This window comes from Stenotrophomonas sp. 96582_Sma (genome assembly GCF_056480905.1).
This window is the reverse complement of the sequence record NZ_CM151122.1, coordinates 3,322,725-3,341,188: the sequence shown is the minus strand read 5'-3', so window position 1 is coordinate 3,341,188 and position 18,464 is coordinate 3,322,725. Positions and strand designations below refer to the sequence as shown.

The 18,464-nt window shown below is 68.2% G+C and carries 15 protein-coding genes; 9 read left to right on the top strand and 6 right to left on the bottom strand.

Annotation, left to right across the window (positions count from 1 at the left end):
- Nucleotides 1–39: 39 nt before the first annotated feature.
- Nucleotides 40–1,119: a ribonuclease D gene (rnd, locus tag ACZK2R_RS15570; protein WP_032130292.1), complete on the bottom strand. Its 1,080-nt coding sequence runs from the start codon at nucleotides 1,117–1,119 to the stop codon at nucleotides 40–42.
- Between the two features lie 84 nt (nucleotides 1,120–1,203).
- Here rnd and ACZK2R_RS15565 point away from each other — a divergent pair, with 84 nt between their 5' ends.
- On the top strand, nucleotides 1,204–3,090 hold the full coding sequence (locus ACZK2R_RS15565) for a formylglycine-generating enzyme family protein (protein WP_049423890.1): 1,887 nt from the start codon (nucleotides 1,204–1,206) through the stop codon (nucleotides 3,088–3,090).
- Nucleotides 3,091–3,179: 89 nt separating this feature from the next.
- Nucleotides 3,180–4,076, top strand: coding sequence for a M48 family metallopeptidase (locus tag ACZK2R_RS15560; protein WP_032130290.1), 897 nt, complete (start codon nucleotides 3,180–3,182; stop codon nucleotides 4,074–4,076).
- 547 nt (nucleotides 4,077–4,623) lie between these two features.
- On the opposite strand, the gene xseA is transcribed toward ACZK2R_RS15560, so the two are convergent.
- A complete protein-coding gene (gene xseA / locus ACZK2R_RS15555; RefSeq protein ID WP_049463075.1) occupies nucleotides 4,624–5,955 on the bottom strand; it encodes an exodeoxyribonuclease VII large subunit in 1,332 nt (443 codons plus the stop codon).
- 44 nt (nucleotides 5,956–5,999) lie between these two features.
- Nucleotides 6,000–7,070 (bottom strand): tRNA epoxyqueuosine(34) reductase QueG, encoded by a 1,071-nt coding sequence (gene queG / locus ACZK2R_RS15550; RefSeq protein WP_180836672.1) that lies wholly within the window; start codon nucleotides 7,068–7,070, stop codon nucleotides 6,000–6,002.
- A 23-nt stretch (nucleotides 7,071–7,093) separates the two neighbouring features.
- Here queG and ACZK2R_RS15545 point away from each other — a divergent pair, with 23 nt between their 5' ends.
- The 6 genes from ACZK2R_RS15545 to ACZK2R_RS15520 all read left to right on the top strand — a co-directional run bounded on the left by ACZK2R_RS15545 (nucleotide 7,094) and on the right by ACZK2R_RS15520 (nucleotide 14,630).
- A complete protein-coding gene (locus ACZK2R_RS15545; protein ID WP_180836673.1) occupies nucleotides 7,094–8,578 on the top strand; it encodes an NAD(P)H-hydrate dehydratase in 1,485 nt (494 codons plus the stop codon).
- Entirely contained in the window at nucleotides 8,575–9,057 is a 483-nt protein-coding gene (gene tsaE, locus ACZK2R_RS15540; RefSeq protein WP_049401237.1) for a tRNA (adenosine(37)-N6)-threonylcarbamoyltransferase complex ATPase subunit type 1 TsaE, read from the top strand. Before ACZK2R_RS15545 ends, tsaE begins: the two co-directional genes overlap by 4 nt.
- A gap of 82 nt (nucleotides 9,058–9,139) precedes the next feature.
- Nucleotides 9,140–10,702: an N-acetylmuramoyl-L-alanine amidase gene (locus ACZK2R_RS15535; RefSeq protein WP_032130507.1), complete on the top strand. Its 1,563-nt coding sequence runs from the start codon at nucleotides 9,140–9,142 to the stop codon at nucleotides 10,700–10,702.
- 121 nt (nucleotides 10,703–10,823) lie between these two features.
- The gene (mutL, locus tag ACZK2R_RS15530; protein WP_121505054.1) at nucleotides 10,824–12,731 is read left to right on the top strand and encodes a DNA mismatch repair endonuclease MutL; all 1,908 of its coding nucleotides are present in this window, start codon (nucleotides 10,824–10,826) and stop codon (nucleotides 12,729–12,731) included.
- 11 nt (nucleotides 12,732–12,742) lie between these two features.
- The gene (locus ACZK2R_RS15525; protein ID WP_125895515.1) at nucleotides 12,743–13,675 is read left to right on the top strand and encodes a DUF1684 domain-containing protein; all 933 of its coding nucleotides are present in this window, start codon (nucleotides 12,743–12,745) and stop codon (nucleotides 13,673–13,675) included.
- A 1-nt stretch (nucleotide 13,676) separates the two neighbouring features.
- Nucleotides 13,677–14,630, top strand: coding sequence for a TraB/GumN family protein (locus ACZK2R_RS15520; protein WP_032130255.1), 954 nt, complete (start codon nucleotides 13,677–13,679; stop codon nucleotides 14,628–14,630).
- A gap of 74 nt (nucleotides 14,631–14,704) precedes the next feature.
- On the opposite strand, the gene phaR is transcribed toward ACZK2R_RS15520, so the two are convergent.
- The 3 genes from phaR to gluQRS form a co-directional block, all read right to left on the bottom strand.
- Entirely contained in the window at nucleotides 14,705–15,244 is a 540-nt protein-coding gene (phaR, locus tag ACZK2R_RS15515) for a polyhydroxyalkanoate synthesis repressor PhaR (protein WP_032130258.1), read from the bottom strand.
- 183 nt (nucleotides 15,245–15,427) lie between these two features.
- Nucleotides 15,428–16,168, bottom strand: a complete 741-nt coding sequence (gene phbB, locus ACZK2R_RS15510) for a beta-ketoacyl-ACP reductase (protein WP_180836674.1) — start codon at nucleotides 16,166–16,168, stop codon at nucleotides 15,428–15,430.
- A 17-nt stretch (nucleotides 16,169–16,185) separates the two neighbouring features.
- Nucleotides 16,186–17,106, bottom strand: a complete 921-nt coding sequence (gene gluQRS, locus ACZK2R_RS15505; RefSeq protein WP_180836675.1) for a tRNA glutamyl-Q(34) synthetase GluQRS — start codon at nucleotides 17,104–17,106, stop codon at nucleotides 16,186–16,188.
- Nucleotides 17,107–17,199: 93 nt separating this feature from the next.
- Between gluQRS and htpX the strand changes: the two genes are divergently transcribed.
- Nucleotides 17,200–18,066: a protease HtpX gene (htpX, locus tag ACZK2R_RS15500; RefSeq protein WP_049457138.1), complete on the top strand. Its 867-nt coding sequence runs from the start codon at nucleotides 17,200–17,202 to the stop codon at nucleotides 18,064–18,066.
- Nucleotides 18,067–18,464 lie beyond the last annotated feature (398 nt).

Here is an 18,464-nt window from a genome sequence, read left to right as displayed (position 1 = left end):
GAGGTGCACGGCGCCGGCGTGGTCCGGCGCCTTGTGCCATCAACGTGCCGGCAGCAGTGCCTGCAGCCGCGACTCCAGTTCCTGCTGGCGCCAGCCGGCCAGTGCTGCCGGCCATTGGCGGCGTTCCAGATAGCTTTCCAGATGCTTGCGGGAGGCCAGCACGCCATCCGGCAGGCCCAGCTCGCGGCTGCGCTCGGCCACCGCGTCTTGAAGCTTCTTCACCGCCTGCTTGTTGCTGTCGTTGGCGGGTAGCGCCAGCGGTGCCCCGGCCTCATCGGCCAGCGGTGTGGACAGCGCCTGCCAGACCGCGCCGGCCAGCTTGCGCGGTGCCTTCGGGAACTGCTCGAACAGCTTGCCCAATGCAGCCTCGTCGGCCGGTGGCGTGCGCGCCAGGGTGGCGGCCAGTTCGTTGTCCAGGATCCAGCTTCGCGGGCGGTCGCTGTTGCGTGCCTGCACATCACGCCAGCGCAGCAGGCGCAGCAGGCGGTGCTGTGCGGCCGCGTCGAGGAACTGCGCCGAGCGCATCGCCAGATGCGGCCAGCGGTCTTCGTCATTGGCGACGCTGGCCAGCAGGCGCTCGCCATCGTCATGCAGCCACTGCTGGCGGCCGAGTGCCTGCAGCTTGGCATCAATGGCGTCATGCAGCGCGAACAGGTGCTCGACGTCGTCGGCGGCATACTGCAGCTGCGACTCCGAAAGCGGGCGGCGCATCCAGTCCGAACGGGTTTCGCCCTTGGCCAGGGCGACGCCGGTGATTTCCGCCACCAGCTTCTGGTAACCCATGCCGCCACCGATGCCGGCCAGCGCAGCACCGATCTGGGTGTCGAACAGTGGTCGCGGCAGCACGCCGCACGCCCACTTGAAGGCGACCAGGTCTTCGCTGGCGCTGTGCATCACCTTGGTGATGGATTCATCGGCCAGCCACGGCGCCAGCGCCTCGGTCATGCCGGGAATCAGCGGGTCGATCAGCAGGATGTCCTGCCCGACCGCCATCTGCACCAGGGCCAGCTGCGGCCAGAAGGTGCGCTCACGGATGAATTCGGTATCCAGGCCGATGCGGGTCGGGCGCTGCTGGAAGTACGCATCCAGCTCGGCGGGGGTGGTGATCCAGGTTGCCACGGGTCAGGGCCTACTACTCGGGTTTGCTCAGGCAGGGGAGAATAGCCTAACGTCGGTGCGCGTCCGTGCCGAAGGAGGCTCTGCTTGCGTTTTTCGTTGTCGCCCGTGCTGTGCACCGCCCTGGCCTTGGCCCTGGCCGGCTGCACGCCGTCGCCCCCCACGGCAACGGACCGGAGTGCCGGGGAACAGGCGCGCCCGTCCGCGGACGCAGACAGCGACGAGCGCCCGCAGGCCGGGCAGGGCAGCGTGACCATCGCCGGTGAGGATGCCGCCGAGGATGTACAGCAGTGGACGCCGCCGCGGGTGGACCGCCAGGGCCGCAGCCTGGCCCAGTTGCGCCGCGCCGCCGAGCAGGCGTTCGCCGAAGGACGGCTCTATGAGGATGCCGATGCCGCCATCCCGCTGTGGCTGGCGGTACAGGAAGAGGATCCGGATGACCGCCAGGCCCGCCAAGGCCTGCAGCGCGCCCGCCAGCGCCTGCAGCAGCAGGCGGATGCGTTGCTGGTGCGGCCGCTGAAGCAGCGCGAGGCGCTGGCCGAGGCCAGCCGCCAGGCGCTGGTGCTGCTGACGCTGGCGCCGAAGGACGAGAAGGTGCGTGCGCTGCAGGGACGGGTGGAGCTTGCCCAGCGTGTGGTGGCTTACAACCGCGCCGGCGAAGAGGACCTGCGCTCGGACCGGATCGGCGAGGACGGGGACGGGGCCATCGGCAACTTCCGTGAGGCACTGGCACTGGATGAGGACAACAGCCGCGCACGGCAGGGACTGGCCGCGGCCGAAAGTGGACTGATCCGCCGCGCCGAAGACGCGGCACGCACGCGTGATTTCGCCAGCGCCGGCACCTGGCTGGCCGAAGCGAGCAAGGTGCGCGACTCGTCGCCCACCATCGCCGACGCGTTCGAGCGCATCGAGCAGATCCGTGCGGCGGCATTGCTGCAGCTGCGCGATGACGGCCTGCGCGACCTGTCCACGCCGCAGGGCCTGAAGCCGGCGCGCGAGAAACTGGCCGAGGCCCTGCGCATCGCCCTGCCGGGAGACGCGGTGGTGGCCCAGCTGCGTGAGCGTATCGACCTGGCCACCCACTACGGCAGCTTCCGCCCGGGCCAGGTGTTCAGCGACGCCATGCGCGATGGCGGACGCGGGCCGCAGATGGTGGTGGTGCCGCATGGCGGTTTCCAGATGGGCGCCGGCGATGCCGAGCCGGGCTCGAGCGATGCCGAGCGACCATCGCACTATGTGCGCTTTGATCGAGGCTTTGCGATGGCGATCACCGAGGTCACGGTCAGCGATTTCCAGCGCTACGTGAAGGCGACCAATGCGCGCCCACGGGCGACGCGGCGCGGCCATTCGGTGGTCTATGACGAACGCAGCGGCAACTTCATCCGCCGCAGCGGCGTGGACTGGCGCTCGGATTACGACGGTGGCCGCGCGATGGCCAATTCGCCGGTGATGCACGTCAGCATCCGCGATGCCGAAAACTATGCGGCATGGTTGTCCGAGCAGACCGGGCGCAGCTACCGGTTGCCCAGTGAAGCAGAGTTCGAGTACGCGCTGCGCGGTGGCAGCAGTGGTCGCTACCCCTGGGGCGATGCCGGCACGCCGCCGCCGGGCAGCGGCAATTTCACCGGCAGCAAGGACGTGTCGCCGTCCGGGCGGCATTGGCACAACGCCTTCATCGGCTATGGCGATGGCTGGTGGGGGCCGGCACCGGTAGGGAGTTTCCAGGCCAATGCCTTCGGCCTGCACGACATGGGCGGCAATCTCAGCGAATGGGTGGCCGATTGCTGGCATGCCAGCTACCGGCGCGCGCCCTCCGATGGCGCCGCCTGGTTCAACCCGGGCTGCCGCGCACGGGTGATCCGGGGCGGCAACTGGGCCAATGCGCCGGAGCAGACCCGTGCCGCCTGGCGACAATCCCAGGACTCGGATACCACCAACGCGCGCATCGGCTTCCGCCTGGTACGCGGCATCTGATCGGCGGCCGGCTTCACCCGTTGCTGGCATCGGCGCACTAAGATTGCGCCGTGCCCGCCGGCCGGCGGGGCCCGCTGGAAGCCGACCCGATGCGCAATGATCCCTTCTCCCGCTCGCCGCAAGGCCCACAACGGCGCGGCCTGTTCGGCAACATCCGCTGGTGGGTGCTGTTGCTGGCCGCTGGCTATGCGGTCTTCTACTGGTTTTCCAACCGCACGGTGGATCCGTATACCGGCGAGAAGGTGATGATCGACAGCAGCCTGGATGCGCGGCAGGAGACCGCTTTGGGGCTGCAGGCCTACCAGCAGATCCTGTCGCAGGAACGGCCGATGGATCCCAATGCGCCGATCGCGCGCGATGTGCGCGACATCGCCCAGCGGTTGATTGCCAAGGTCGATGTGGTGGAGACCGCGCTGGCCCAGGAGCACGGCGTGCAGCCGGCGCATTTCGCGCGGGATTTCCAGTGGGAAGTGAATGTGATCCCATCCGAGCAGGCCAACGCGTTCTGCCTGCCGGGCGGCAAGATGGCGGTCTACACCGGGCTGGTGCCGGTGGCGCGCACCCGTGATGCGATGGCGGTGGTGATGGGCCATGAGATTGCCCATGCGCTGCTGCGCCACGGTGCACAGCGGATGGCCCAGCAGAAGCTGACCCAGATCGGGCAGGTGGCTGGCGCTGCCAGCGGCATGGATGCGCAGCAGCAACAGATGATGATGTCGGCGATGGGTTATGGGTATCTGCTGCCGTATGCGCGCAGCCACGAGACGCAGGCCGATGAAGTGGGGCTGATGCTGGCCGCAGCGGCGTGCTTCGATCCACGCGAGGCGGTGCCGCTGTGGCAGCGCATGGGCCAGGCCAGCGGTGGCCAGGCACCACCGGAGTTCTCCTCGACCCATCCCAACCCGGGTACCCGCATCCAGAACCTGCAGGCGCTGATGCCGAAGGCACTCGAGTACCGGCAGAAGTTCTGCGAGCAGGCAAAGTAGAGGGGTGTTCGGCAGGGCTGCGCCCTGCACCTGCCGAAGCAACAGCAACAGCGTGCATTCCGTGGGATGGCGGGGTGGGTCCGGTTGCGGGGGCCGCTGCAAGTACGTCCATGTAAGCTCGGTCGCCGCATCCATGCGGCTCACGCCCCCGCAACCGGACCTACCCCGCCTTCGACAGATTCTCGCAATCTGTTCGCTCTTCTGTAGAGCCGAGCCATGCTCGGCTCAAATCGTTCCGATATCGAAATATTCGATTCCGATGGAGATTCATCCACGTATGCGTGGATCTACCGTGTCGACCAAGGTCGACAACTACCAACAGCCTCCGGAATCTGTCAGAGGCGGGGCGGTGTGGTTGTGCAGGACCGTTGGCGCCATGGATGTCGCCATCGAGCCCCCATGGATGGGTTTACGGCGTGTCCTGCACAGCCACACCGCCCCGCCAAGCCATCAGCAATCCAGAGCCGCTTTTGCTGTTGCTGTTGAGGTTGCCGGCCAGCGGCCGGCACTACCGTGGGTGCAGGGCGCAGCCCTGCCGAACACCCCTTTACTTGACCTGCACCTCGATCACGCCGTCGCCAACGCGGGCCTGCAGGGCGTCACCCGGCTGCACCTGGTCGACGTGCCGCACCAGGGCACCATCGTCACTGCGGGTCAGGATGCTGTAGCCACGCGCCACGGTCGCCAGCGGGCTGACGGCTTCCAGCGAACGCGCCAGCCCGCGCAGGCGCAGTGCATCGCGTTCCAGCAGACGCTGCATCGCAATCTGCGGGCGCCCGCGCAGGGCTGCCAGGCGGCGCTGCATCGCGTCGAGCTGGCGTTGCGGATGGTGCCCGCGCAGCACTGCCGCCGCATGGCGCAGGCGCGCGGCACGGCGTTCCTGTTGCTGGTTGAAGGCGGCATGCAGGCGCCGACCCAGATCCAGTTGGCGGCGGCGCAGCAGGTCCAGCCGCGCCTGCGGGCTCTGTGCGTTCAGGCGCAGCAGGGCACGATCGGCGCGCTGCATCGCCTGCTGCATCGCATGCCGTTGCAACTGCACCATGCGGGCGGCCGTGCGGCGCAGGCGCAGGGCCAGTTCGCGCTGGTCGGGTACCAGCAGCTCGGCCGCCACCGACGGCGTCGGTGCGCGCAGGTCGGCGGCAAAATCGCTGAGGCTGAAGTCGGTTTCGTGTCCCACCGCCGACACCACCGGGGTGCGGCTGGCGGCGATCGCTCGGGCCAGCGCTTCATCGTTGAAGGCCCACAGGTCTTCCAGCGAGCCGCCGCCGCGGGTCAGCAGGATCACGTCGTAGCGGCCACTGGCGTCGGCGGCCTGCAGCAGGCGGGTGATCTGCGCGGCGGCGCTGCTGCCCTGGACCAGGGTCGGCAGCAGGTCCACTTCCAGCAGCGGGAAGCGGCGGCCGAGCACGCTCAGCACGTCGCGTACGGCGGCACCGGTGGGCGAGGTGATCACTGCCAGGCGCTGCACGTGCGCCGGCAGCGGCCGCTTGCGTGCGGGGTCGAACAGGCCCTCGGCCTCCAGGCGTGCCTTCAACTCCTCGAAGGCGCGGCGCAGTGCGCCTTCGCCGGCTTCTTCCATGTGGTCCAGCACCATCTGGTACTCGCCACGGGCGTCGTACAGCGTCACCTTGCCGCGCACCAGCACGCGCATGCCTTCGCGCGGCACGAACTTCAGGTACTGCGCCTTCATCCGGAACATCGCCGCGCGCAGCTGCGCACGAGCGTCCTTCAGGGTGAAGTAGAGGTGCCCGGAAGCCGGCCGTGCAACGCTGCCCAGTTCGGCCTCGACCCAGATCGCCGGGAAGCTGCCTTCCAGCAGGTCGCGGGCCAGGGTGTTGAGCTGGCTGGGGGTGAGGATGTCGTTGTTGCGTGGCTGCATGGGAACGGCGTGCTGCGGGCGGAACGGGGGCTCAGGATCGCACGTCAGCGCACCGTGTGCTGGCCCAGCGCCCACTGCACGTGTTCACGCACCAGCGGCGAGGGATCATCGATGCGGGTATGCAATGCGGCGAGCGCTTCGGCAGAGGACGGTGCGTTGCCCAGGGCCACGGCGATGTTGCGCAGCCAGCGTTCATGGCCACTGCGCCGGATCGGGCTGCCTTCGGTACGGCGCAGGAACTCGGCTTCATCCCAGGCGAACAGCTGGTCCAGCCGCGCGGTATCGAGGTTGTTGCGCGCGCGGAAATCGGCTTCGTCGGTACGCTTGGCGAACTTGTTCCAGGGGCAGACCAGCTGGCAGTCATCACAGCCGTAGATGCGGTTGCCGATCAACGGCCGCATCTCTTCGGGAATGGCGCCGTCGTGCTCGATGGTCAGGTAGGAGATACAGCGCCGCGCGTCCAGCCGCTGCGGGCCGGTGATGGCCTGGGTCGGGCAGACATCGATGCAGCGCGTGCAGGTGCCACAGTGTGCCGTGGCCGGTGCATCGATCGGCAGCGGGATATCGATGTAGATCTCGCCGATGAAGAACCAGGAGCCGCCATGGCGATCGATCAGGCAGGTGTGCTTGCCGATCCAGCCCAGGCCGGCATTGCGCGCCAGTGCGCGTTCCAGCACGGGCGCCGAATCGACGAACACGCGGTAGCCCAGCGGTGCCACTTCATCGTTGATCTGCGTGGCCAGCTTCTGCAGGCGGTTGCGCATCAGCTTGTGGTAGTCGCGGCCCAAGGCGTAACGGGCCACGTAGGCGCGGCCCGGGTCGGCCAAGGTTGCCCAGGCTTCGGTGTCGTCCTTGTGGCTGTAGTCCATGCCTACCGAGATCACCCGTACGGTGCCGGGCAGCAGCTCGGCCGGGCGCGCGCGCAGGGTGCCGTGGCGCGCCATCCAGTCCATCGTGCCGTACAGGCCCTGGCCCAGCCAGTCGGCCAGGTGCGCCTCATCCTCGCCCAGCTCGATGCCGGCGATACCGCAGCGCTGGAAGCCATGCGCACGGGCGAGTTCACGGATGCGCTGCACGGCCTGGGCCGGATCGACAGGGATGGGGGCGGGGGACATGTGCACCAGTATAAAATCCCTGCATGGCCAACCTTGCCGATCTTTTCGATTCCGCTGCCGCGCGTGCGCTTGATGCGCAGGCCTCGGCGCTGGCCGCCGAGGGTGGTTGGGGCCTGATGGAGCAGGCCGGCCAAGCCGCCTGGCAGTGCCTGCTGCAGCATTGGCCGCAGGCGCAGCGGATCGGCGTGGTGGTTGGTGCGGGCAACAACGGCGGCGACGGCCATGTGCTGGCCCGCCATGCGCTGCAGGCCGGACGTGAGGTGACGGTGATCGCCTTGCCGGGTAAGCCACCGTCAACCGCGCTGGCACAGCGTGCAGCATCGGAATTCACATCCGACGGCGGCACCATCACCGATTTCGACGGCGCGCTTCCCGAGGCCGATATCTGGGTCGATGCCCTGTTCGGGCTGGGCTTCGATCGCGTGCCGGAGGGCGTGGCGCGGACGCTGATTGCCGCGCTCAACGCGCAGGCGGCACCGGTTCTGGCGCTGGACGTCCCCAGTGGCGTGGATGCCGACCGCGGCGCCGTACCGGGCGAGGCGGTGAGGGCGGCGCTGACCGTGCAGTTCATCGTGCCGCATCGCGGGCTGTACACCGGCGATGCGCTGGACCATTGCGGGCGGAAGGCGCTGGCGCCGCTGCAGCTACCCGCGGCCGCATGGCAGGGCGTGTCACCCGCTGCGCAGCTCTGGACGCAGGTGCGCCTGCCAGCCCTGCTGCCGCCGCGCCGCACCAATACCCACAAGGGCGAATCCGGGCACGTGCTGTGCGTCGGCGGCAACCATGGCAGCGGCGGCGCCATCGCCATGGCGGCTGAAGCGGCGTTGCGCGCGGGTGCTGGATTGCTGAGCCTGGGCACCCGCCGCGACCACGTTGGCCCGTTGCTGGCTCGGCTGCCCGAGGCCATGACCCATGCACTGGAAGATGGTGACGCGCTGCCGGCACTGCTGGACAAGGCCAGGGTGGTGGCGATCGGCCCCGGTCTGGGCCAGGACGAATGGGCGCGCGCACTGTTTGCGCGGGTGCTGGCCAGCGCCAGGCCACTGGTGGTCGATGCCGATGCACTGAACCTGCTGGCGCAGGATCCGCGCGCGCTGCCCGACGCCATCCTTACGCCACACCCGGGCGAGGCCGCGCGCCTGCTGGGTTGCAGCACGTCTGACATCCAGGCCGATCGCTTCACCTGCGCGCAGGCACTGGCCGAGCGCTTCCACGCCGTGGTGGTGCTAAAGGGCGCCGGCAGCATCGTCGCAGCGCCGGGGCAACGGCCACGACTGATCGCGGCTGGCAATCCCGGCATGGCCGTGGGTGGCATGGGAGACCTGCTGACAGGCATCATCGCCAGCCTGCGTGGGCAAGGCCTGGCCGCCTTCGATGCCGCCGCCGCTGGTGCGCTGCTGCATGCGCTTGCCGGCGACGTCGCTGCCGCCGACGGCGCGCGCGGCCTGCTTCCAACTGATCTGCTGTCGCCGCTGCGGCGACTGGCCAACCCGGAACTTTCCCGATGATCGATTTCTTCCTTGCCGACAGCGCTGCCACTGAACTGCTCGGGCAGTGGCTGGCCGCCACCCGACCGCCGCAGGCGCTGGTCGAACTGCGCGGCGACCTGGGCGCCGGCAAATCCACCACCGCCCGCGCACTGCTGCGCGCACTGGGCGTGCAGGGGGCGATCCGCAGCCCGACCTACACCCTGGTCGAGCGCTATCCGCTGGCCAGCGGTGGCGAGGCCTGGCATCTGGATCTGTACCGGATCGGCCAGGCCGGCGAGCTCGATTTTCTCGGGCTGGACGAGGGCAGCGCGGTGTTGTGGCTGGTGGAATGGCCGGAACGCGGCGCTGGCGCGCTGCCGCCGACCGACCTGGTGGTGGCGCTGGAGATCGAGGGGCAGGGGCGTCGCGTCCGTCTCACTGGAGCCAGCGACGTCGGACATGAATGGCTGGAACGGCTCCCCCAAGGGGGCGACTTGCAGGCCATTTCTGTCGGCTGACGAGAACAAACACCGGCAGGTTACGGATTATTAAGGAAAAAGGTGTTGCATTCCGTTCAGCGCGGTGATTGAATCCTGAGCCATGCGCCCGGGGAACCGTCTCATTGCCATCTGTGCCGCCGTCGGACTGAGTCTGGCGAGCGTCAGTGCGTGGGCCGGTGAAGTCCGTCAGGTCCTGCTGAATACCGGCGCCACCGGCACCCGTGCCGAGATCTCGCTGGTCGGCAGTGGCGGTTACAAGACCTTGTCGCTGGCCGGACCGAACCGCCTGGTGGTCGATTTCCCGGACTCCAGCGCCATACGCAACCTGAAAATGCCGGCCGCGCAGGGCGTGGTCACGGCGGTGCGTACCGGACAGCCGGTGCCGGGGACCTTCCGTGTCGTTTTCGACCTTGCTGAATCGGTGGCGCCGTTCCGCCCACAGATGCAGCGCGAAGGCAATGAATCCAAGCTGGTGATCGAATGGCCGGGCGATGGCCCGGCCGTGGCCGCCAGCCGCCCGCCAGCGACGCCGGCGGTGCAGCCGCAGGCACCGGTCAACACGCCCGCACCGACGCCGGCCGAGAGCGCGCAGTCGCGCAACGACGCCGCGCGCGCCACCGCGCTGTTGACCGCGCAGGTACAGCAGCAGGCCAGCGCCGCCGCTGCCACACCGGCTACTCCGACCCCGGCCCCGTCCACTGCACCGGCCCAGGTCGCGGCAGCGGGCACGGCTGCCAGCAGTACGCCGTCCGCATCGCCGGCTGCGATCCTTGCCGGCCAGCGTACCGCCGCCGTGGTAACCACGCCGCCGGCCACAGCGCCTGCACCGGTTCCGACCACGGTGGTGCCACCGCGTCCGGCCATGCCCAGCGATGCCTCGCGCATCCGCATGCAGGCTGGCATGCGCCACCTGGTGGTGGCCATCGATCCGGGCCACGGCGGCCAGGACCCCGGTGCGATCGGCCCGACCGGCAAGCGCGAGAAGGATGTGACCCTGGCCGTAGCGCGTGAGCTGGCCCGCCAGGTCAACGCGACGCCGGGCCTGAAGGCCTACCTGACCCGCGACAGCGACGTGTTCATTCCGCTGCCGATGCGCGCGCAGAAGGCGCGTGCGAACAAGGCCGACATCTTCATTTCGATCCATGCCGACGCGGCGGAAAACCGTTCGGCCACGGGCTCGTCGGTGTACGTGCTGTCGACCAAGGGAGCCTCTTCGCAGCGCGCCCGCTGGCTGGCGGACAAGGAAAACGCGGCCGACCTGGTCGGTGGCGTGCGCCTGCAGCAGACCGAAGGCACGCTCGCCAACGTGCTGCTGGATCTGGCCCAGAGCGGCTACATGAAGGCGTCCGAGGACGCGGCCGGCCATGTGCTGGGCGGCCTGAAGCGGATCGGCAACAACCACAAGCCGAACATCGAGCGCGCCAACTTCGCGGTGCTGCGTACTTCGGACATGCCGGCGATGCTGGTGGAAACCGCGTTCATTTCCAATCCGGATGAAGAACGCCGCCTGATCGACCCAGCCTACCAGCGCAAGATCGCCGGTGCGGTACTGGACGGTGTGCACACGTTCTTCAGCCGTCAGCCGCCGCCGGGCACGTTGTATGCCGCCCGGGCCCAGGCCGAGATCGACGCCGCCGGCACCATGGCCGGCGGCAGCAAGTAACCCGCCGAAGGCGGGTTACTGCTTTCTGTAGAGTCGAGCGGCGCTCGACTGGGCCTTCCCGGTAGCCCGTCAGTCGAGCATGGCTCGACTCTACCCTCGGCCGCTCCGTTATCATCCCCGCATGACGTCTGCTACCCATCCGCGCCCGATCCGGCCGTTGCCGGAGATCCTCATCAACCAGATCGCCGCTGGCGAAGTGGTCGAACGTCCCGCGTCGGTGGTCAAGGAGCTGGTCGAGAACGCGATCGATGCCGGCGCCAGCCGCGTTGATATCGATCTTGAGGAGGGCGGTGTCCGCCTGATCCGCATCCGCGACAACGGCAGTGGCATCGCGCCGGAACAGCTGCCGCTGGCGGTATCGCGCCACGCCACCAGCAAGATCGCCGATCTGGACGATCTTGAATCGGTGGCCACGCTCGGTTTCCGGGGTGAAGCGCTGCCGTCGATCGCCTCGGTCAGCCGCTTCACCCTGTCCTCGCGTCGCGCACATGACGAACACGGTTCGGCGCTGCAGATCGAAGGCGGCAAGATCGGCGAAGTGACGCCGCGCGCGCATGCGCCGGGCACCACGGTGGAAGTGCGCGAGCTGTTCTACAACGTACCGGCGCGGCGCAAGTTCCTGCGCGCCGAGCGCACCGAGCTGGGCCATATCGAAGAATGGCTGCGTTCGCTGGCGCTGGCGCGGCCGGATGTCGAACTGCGCGTCTCGCACAACGGCAAGGCCTCGCGTCGCTACAAGCCGGGCGATCTGTATTCCGATGCGCGATTGGCCGAAACGCTGGGCGAGGATTTCGCCAACCAGGCCGTTCGCGTCGACCACAGCGGTGCCGGCCTGCGCCTGCACGGCTGGATCGCGCAGCCGCATTATTCGCGCGCCAGCGCCGACCAGCAGTACCTGTACGTCAACGGCCGCTCGGTGCGCGACCGCAGCGTCGCCCATGCGGTGAAGATGGCCTATGGTGATGTGCTGTATCACGGCCGCCAACCGGCCTACGTGCTGTTCCTGGAGCTTGACCCGACCCGCGTCGACGTCAACGTGCACCCGGCCAAGCACGAGGTGCGCTTCCGCGACTCGCGGCTGGTGCATGATTTTGTCTACCGCACGCTGAAGGATGCGCTGGCCGATACCCGCGCCGGCATGTCGGTGCAGGACATCGGCGCCGGCTCCGCGCATCCGGTGGATGCAGGCGCGGCACCGATGCTCTCCAGTGCAGGTGCCTCCGGTTTCGGTCTGGTACGCGGTGCCGCACCGGGTGCCGGTTCGAGTGGTGGCGGTGGTGGATTCTCGGGTTGGCGCCCGCAGCAACCGCTGGGATTGCAGGTGGCCGATGCACCGGCGGCCTATGCCGCGCTGTATGCCGCACCGGCCGGCGCCGAACGCGGTGCTGCGCTGCCGCCGATGCCGACCGAGAACGGGCTGCCGGTCACCAGTGCCGACGCTGGCGTGCCACCGCTGGGCTACGCGATCGCGCAGCTGCATGGCATCTACATCCTGGCCGAGAACGCCGAAGGCCTGATCGTGGTCGACATGCATGCGGCACACGAACGCATCGGTTACGAGCGGCTGAAGAACGCGCACGATGGCATCGGCCTGCAGTCGCAGCCGCTGCTGGTGCCGATCACGCTCGCAGTGGGCGAGCGCGAAGCCGACACCGCCGAGAATGAAAGTGAAACCCTGGCCGCACTCGGCTTCGAAGTGACCCGTGCCGGTCCCGGTGCGCTGCACGTGCGCAGCATTCCGGCGCTGCTGGCGCATGCCGAACCGGAAGGCCTGCTGCGCGATGTGCTGACCGACCTGCGCGAACACGGCCAGAGCCGGCGCGTGGCCAGTGCACGCGACGAACTGCTGTCGACCATGGCCTGCCATGGGGCGGTGCGCGCCAACCGGCGCCTGACCGTGCCGGAAATGAACGCGCTGCTGCGCGACATGGAAATCACCGAGCGGTCCGGCCAGTGCAACCACGGCCGACCGACCTGGGCCCGTTTTTCGCTGGCGGAGATCGACCGCTGGTTCCTGCGCGGACGTTGAGGGGAGCATCGATGCGTTATCGGGGAATGGGCGGCCTGCTGGCCGCTTTGGTGTTGGCCGCCTGCAGCCCGGCGACGCCGCCGGCACCGGCCTCGGCCGCGGAGGATCCGTCCTATGCCGCCGAGCAGCAGCAGTGGCGGGTGGCACGCTATCAGGGCCTGACCCGGCCCGATGGCTGGACCGCGCTGGTCGGCCTGCACTGGCTGCAGAACAAATCCCACTTCGTCGGCAGCGGCGCGACCAATGGCATCCGCCTGGCGGTTGGGCCGGACAAGCTGGGCCTGCTGCGCCGTGAAGGCAGCCAATGGTGGTTCACGCCCGAAGCCGGTGTGGATGTCAGCCATGATGGCCAGCCGGTGCGCGGCCGCATCCGCATCGACACCGACAAGGATGCGCAGCCGACGCTGCTGGCTTTCGATGGCGGCAAAGGCCAGCTCAGCATCATCCGCCGCGGTCCGCGCGATGCGCTGCGGGTCAAGCACGCCGATGCGCCGGCACGTCGCGATTTCGGTGGCCTGGAGTACTGGCCGGGCGGCCCGGACTGGCAGGTGCAGGCGCGCTTCATCGCGCACCCGCCGGGCAAGACCCTGCCCATCGTCGACATCACCGGCCTGACCACCGAAATGCCCAATGCCGGCGCGGTCGAGTTCCAGCGCGATGGCCGCAGCTGGCGGTTGGAGGCGATCGGTGCGCCGGGGCAGCCGCTGTTCCTGATCTTTGCCGATCGCACCAGCGGCCGCGGCAGCTATCCGGCCGGTCGCTATCTGGATACCGATGCACCCGCTGCCGATGGCACCGTGCGCATCGATTTCAACCATGCCTACAACCCGCCGTGTGCATTCACCGCCTATGCGACCTGTCCGCTGGCGCCGCCGGAAAACCGGTTGGACCTGCGCGTGGAAGCGGGCGAGAAGGCCTACCACCTGCCTGAAGGAGAAGGCTGATATGCCGATCAGATCCCTGTTGCGTGCCACCGTTCTGTTGGCGGCCTGTGCGCTGGCACCGCTGGTTGCCGCGCGTACCGTGCAAGCCGATACCGCTGGCGCAGCGGCGGCCAAGCCGCCGGTGCCGTTGCTGTGGAAAGTGACCGGCCCGGGTGACTCGCGCCTCTACCTGCTCGGTTCCTTCCATCTGCTGAAGCCGCAGGATTACCCGTTGTCGCCCGATGTTGAACAGGCGTTCGAGGCCTCGCAGCGGGTCGTGTTCGAACTGTCGCCGGAAGACATGCAGTCACCACAGCTGGCCAGCCGCATGGTGCAGGCGGCGGTGCGCACCGATGGCAGCGAGCTCAAGCGCGATCTGGATGCTGCGACCTGGCAGAAGCTGCAGGTGTTCGCCACCGAAAACAAGCTGCCGCTGGCGCAGATGCAGGGGATGAAGCCGTGGTTTGTCGGCCTGAGCATTTCGGTCGGGCAGATGCAGAAGCTGGGCCTGGACCCGGCACTGGGCCTGGACCGTCACTTCATGGAGCGTGCGCAGAAGACCGGGCGCAAGACTGCGGGACTGGAAGACATCGACACCCAGATCGGCATGCTCGACGGAATGACGCTGCAGGAACAGCGGCAGATGCTGGCCGAAGCGCTGGACCAGGCCGGCAAGGCCGACGAGCAGGCACGCCAGCTGCACGACGCCTGGCGCCGCGGTGACGAGCGCGTGCTGTGGACCCGGATGGCGGCGGAAATGCGCCAGCAGTATCCGCAGCTGTATCAGCGCATCAATACCGGCCGCAATGACGCCTGGGTGCCGAAGCTGCTGCCGTACCTGCAGGCCGGGCAGGGCGGTACGCTGGTGGTGGTGGGCACGCTGCACCTGCTGGGCAACGACGGCGTGGTCGAGAAGCTGAAGGCGAAGGGTTACAAGGTCGAGCGCGTATGCACGGGGTGCAAGGCGAAACGCTGACGTATCGTTGGCGCGATGCCAAACAAAACGGCGCGCCAGGGGCGCGCCGTTTTCGTATCAGCCGTTGCAGCAGCTCAGCGGCGGGTCTTGCCGCCGGTGCCGGTGCCCGGTTCGTTCGGCTTGTTGCCGGTACCTGCGCCGGTTCCCGTTCCGGTGCCGCCCGGACGCGGGCCACCGAAGCCCGTGCCCATGTTGCGCTGGAATTCCTGCCACAGCTCCAGGTTGCGCTCGGTCAGCTGGTTCATCATCGCCCACGGGGTCTGCCCCAGCAGGTTGCCCATCTGCTGGCGGAACTGCTGCTGCTGGTCGAGGAAGACCTGCATGCTGCGCTCCAGGTAGTTGCCCATGAAGCCCTGCAGGGAGTCGCCGTAGAAGCGGATCAGCTGGCTCAGCAGCTGGGTGGACAGCATCGGTTCGCCGTCCTGTTCCTGGTCGGCGATGATCTGCAGCAGGACCGATCGCGTGAGGTCGTCGCCGCTCTTGGCGTCGCGGACTTCGAAGTCTTCACCGTCCAGGATCAGCTGGCGCACGTCCTCGATGGTGATGTAGCTGGAGATCTCGGTGTCGTAGAGACGGCGGTTCGGATACTTCTTGATGATGCGGGTCGCAGCCATGAAGCGGTACTCGTCACAGTAGACGCGCAGCATGGCGCAGTGCAGCAGCCGTTGCAACCGCCTCAGCCCCCGCCAGGCTTGGCTTTCGGCGGCGATCATGTTGCGCAACAAGGGTTTGCGTGCTGCGCAGCATGACTCTTGGCAGGGGCCGGCGGCGTTCGCCGCGATGGCCCGCTGCGCGGCTTACCAACCCATATGGTGGCCGCCGTTGATGTCCAGGTTGCTACCGGTGATCCACGAGGCTTCATCGGCGACCAGGAACGAGACGCCGTAGGCGATTTCCTCCGGCTTGCCCAGGCGTCCGGTGGGGATGTCGGCGATGATCTTGGCACGCACCTCCTCCGGCACCGCCATCACCATGTCGGTAGCGACGTAGCCGGGCGAAATCGTGTTGACGGTGATGCCAAAACCGGCGTTCTCGCGGGCCAGCGAGATGGTGAAGCCGTGCATGCCGGCCTTGGCCGCCGCGTAGTTGGCCTGACCGTACTGGCCCTTCAGGCCGTTGATCGAGCTGATCTGGATGACCCGGCCCCAGCCGCGGCGGCGCATGCCCTCGATGACCGGACGGGTGACGTTGAACACCGAATTGAGATTGGTGTTGATCACATCGTGCCACTGGTCCGCGCGCATTCGGTGGAAGGTGGTGTCGCGGGTGATGCCGGCGTTGTTGACCAGGATCTCGACCGGGCCGAGCTCGGCCTCGACCGCGCGCACCATTGCCTCGGCGCTGTCCGGATCGGAGACATCACCCGGGAAGATCGACACGTTGTAGCCGCGTTCGGTCATCGCCTGCAGCCAGGCCCGGGCCTTGGCTTCGTCGCGGTAATTGGTGGCGACCCGGTGGCCCTGGTCGGCCAGGCGTTGGCAGATGGCGGTACCGATGCCGCCGGTTCCGCCGGTGACCAGTGCGACGCGAGATGTCATGGAATGCTGTCCGGGTATCAGGTGGGGGAAGGGTGATTCTGCAACATCGGCGCGGAAAGTGCGCCGGCCGGCAACAGGATGTCGCTACGCGGCAACCGCGCCGGGTCGAAGGCCTGTCGAGCGGTGGCCAGCAGCGCGTCCAGATCGTGTGCCTGCGCCAGCGCCTCAGGGGCTTGGCCGAGCAGCTGCCAGAGCTGGCGCAGCACCGGCAGCGGACGTGCGCTGTCCACCGGCAGCGCCGCCAGTGACTTGGACAGCTTGTGGCCCGGTGTATCCAGCAGCAGCGGCAGGTGCCAGTAGCGCGGCACCGCCAGGCCCAACGCCTGCTGCAGCAGGATCTGCCGTGCGGTGGAGTCGAGCAGGTCGGCCCCGCGCGCCACTTCGGTCACCCCCTGCGCGGCGTCATCGACCACCACCGCCAGCTGGTAGGCCCAGCAGCCATCGGCGCGGCGCAGCACGAAGTCGCCGACCTCGGCATGCACGTCCTGCTGCTGCGGGCCGCGCAGGCCATCGTCGAAGTGCACAAGGCTGCCGGGCGGCACGCGGAAGCGGACGGCCGGGTCCGGTCGTGGTTGCCGGGCGACGCAGCGATGATGGATGCCGCCGCCGGCGGCAAGGTCGCTGCGGCTGCAGTGGCAGACAAAGGCCTGGTCGCTGGCGAGCAGTTCATCCAGCGCGGCCTGGTAGGCCTCGCCGCGCGTGCTCTGCCAGAGTACCGGGCCATCGTGGACCAGGCCGAACGCGGCCAGCGCCTGCAGCTGTGATTCCGCCGCACCGGGCACGGTGCGCGGCGGGTCGACGTCTTCGACGCGCAGCCGCCACAGGCCGCCGTGATGGCGGGCGAGCAGCCAGCTGCCGAAGGCGGCGAGCAGGGATCCGGGGTGGAGCAGGCCGGTCGGCGAAGGGGCGAAACGGCCGCAGGGAATGTGGGAGGTCATGCTGGCTGAATCGTCGGTCAGGTTGGCGCTTGAATTCAAGCTGACCGCACCGCAAATTGATCGATATCGACCCCTTCCGAGCCGGAATTTCCCATGTTCACCCGTATTGCCCTCTTCCTGGCCACGAACTTTGCCGTGCTGATCCTGGCCAGCATCGTGATGTCGCTGTTGGGAACCGACCCCAGCAAGATGAGCGGCCTGCTGATCATGGCCGGCATCTTCGGTTTCGGTGGCTCCTTCATCTCGCTGCTGCTGTCCAAGTGGATGGCCAAGCGCTCCACCGGTGCGGTGGTCATCACCGAGCCGCGCAACCAGACCGAGCGCTGGCTGCTGGCTACCGTCGAGCGCCAGGCCAAGGCGGCCGGCATCGGCATGCCCGAAGTGGCCGTGTATGAAGGTCCGGAGATCAATGCCTTCGCCACCGGTGCCAACCGCAACAACGCGCTGGTCGCGGTGTCCACCGGCCTGCTGCACAACATGAGCGAAGACGAGGCCGAAGCGGTGCTGGGCCACGAGATCGCCCACGTCGCTAACGGTGACATGATCACCATGGCCCTGCTGCAGGGTGTGCTGAACACCTTCGTGATCGTGCTGGCCCGCGTGGTCGGCGGCATCATCGACAGCGCACTGTCGGGCAACCGCGAAGGTGGCGGCCGCGGCTTCGCCTACTACATCATCGTGTTCGTGCTGGAGATGGTGTTCGGCCTGTTCGCCACCATGATCTCGATGTGGTTCTCGCGCCATCGCGAGTTCCGCGCCGACGCAGGCGGTGCCTCGCTGGCCGGCCGCCAGAAGATGATCGCCGCGCTGGAGCGCCTGCAGCTCAACCACGGCCAGAGCACGCTGCCGACGCAGATCGCGGCGTTCGGTATTGCCGGTTCGACCGCGAAGAAGCTGTTCATGAGCCACCCGCCGCTGGAAGAGCGCATCGCCGCGCTGCGGGCGTCGACGGTGGCGTAAGCCTCCGCTTCCAAGGCAGTGCAGGAACGCCTGGCCTCGCGCCGGGCGTTTTTGTTTGCGCGCGCACGCATGGGTGGCACCGGATCGTTTCCGCGCCTGCGGGGAGGTGTCACTTTCTTTGCGCGCAAAGAAAGTAACCAAAGAAACGCTCCGCTAGCCGCGAGCCGTCGCTACGCGCCGGTCCCCTGCGCTTCTCGGTGAATCAGGGGGCGGTGCCGAACTCGCTGCGCTCAGACATCGGCACCTCTTCGCCCCTGATTCCCCTGCGATGCTCGGCTCGCTCAAGGCGGACTGGAAAGTCAAGATCAACGGCAACAGCATCCACGCATGGCGTGGATCTACTGGGTGCAGCTGTGGCATTTGACCTTGGGTCCGCCTTGAGCGAGCCGAGCACCGCA

Bases quoted from the DNA above. Each gene is read 5' to 3' on its own strand.
- ACZK2R_RS15560 (WP_032130290.1), top strand. From the start codon at position 3,180: ATGCGCAATGATCCCTTCTCCCGCTCGCCGCAAGGCCCACAACGGCGC.
- xseA (WP_049463075.1), bottom strand. From the start codon at position 5,955: ATGCAGCCACGCAACAACGACATCCTCACCCCCAGCCAGCTCAACACC.
- queG (WP_180836672.1), bottom strand. From the start codon at position 7,070: ATGTCCCCCGCCCCCATCCCTGTCGATCCGGCCCAGGCCGTGCAGCGC.
- ACZK2R_RS15545 (WP_180836673.1), top strand. From the start codon at position 7,094: ATGGCCAACCTTGCCGATCTTTTCGATTCCGCTGCCGCGCGTGCGCTT.
- tsaE (WP_049401237.1), top strand. From the start codon at position 8,575: ATGATCGATTTCTTCCTTGCCGACAGCGCTGCCACTGAACTGCTCGGG.
- ACZK2R_RS15535 (WP_032130507.1), top strand. From the start codon at position 9,140: ATGCGCCCGGGGAACCGTCTCATTGCCATCTGTGCCGCCGTCGGACTG.
- mutL (WP_121505054.1), top strand. From the start codon at position 10,824: ATGACGTCTGCTACCCATCCGCGCCCGATCCGGCCGTTGCCGGAGATC.
- ACZK2R_RS15525 (WP_125895515.1), top strand. From the start codon at position 12,743: ATGCGTTATCGGGGAATGGGCGGCCTGCTGGCCGCTTTGGTGTTGGCC.
- ACZK2R_RS15520 (WP_032130255.1), top strand. From the start codon at position 13,677: ATGCCGATCAGATCCCTGTTGCGTGCCACCGTTCTGTTGGCGGCCTGT.
- phaR (WP_032130258.1), bottom strand. From the start codon at position 15,244: ATGGCTGCGACCCGCATCATCAAGAAGTATCCGAACCGCCGTCTCTAC.
- phbB (WP_180836674.1), bottom strand. From the start codon at position 16,168: ATGACATCTCGCGTCGCACTGGTCACCGGCGGAACCGGCGGCATCGGT.
- gluQRS (WP_180836675.1), bottom strand. From the start codon at position 17,106: ATGACCTCCCACATTCCCTGCGGCCGTTTCGCCCCTTCGCCGACCGGC.
- htpX (WP_049457138.1), top strand. From the start codon at position 17,200: ATGTTCACCCGTATTGCCCTCTTCCTGGCCACGAACTTTGCCGTGCTG.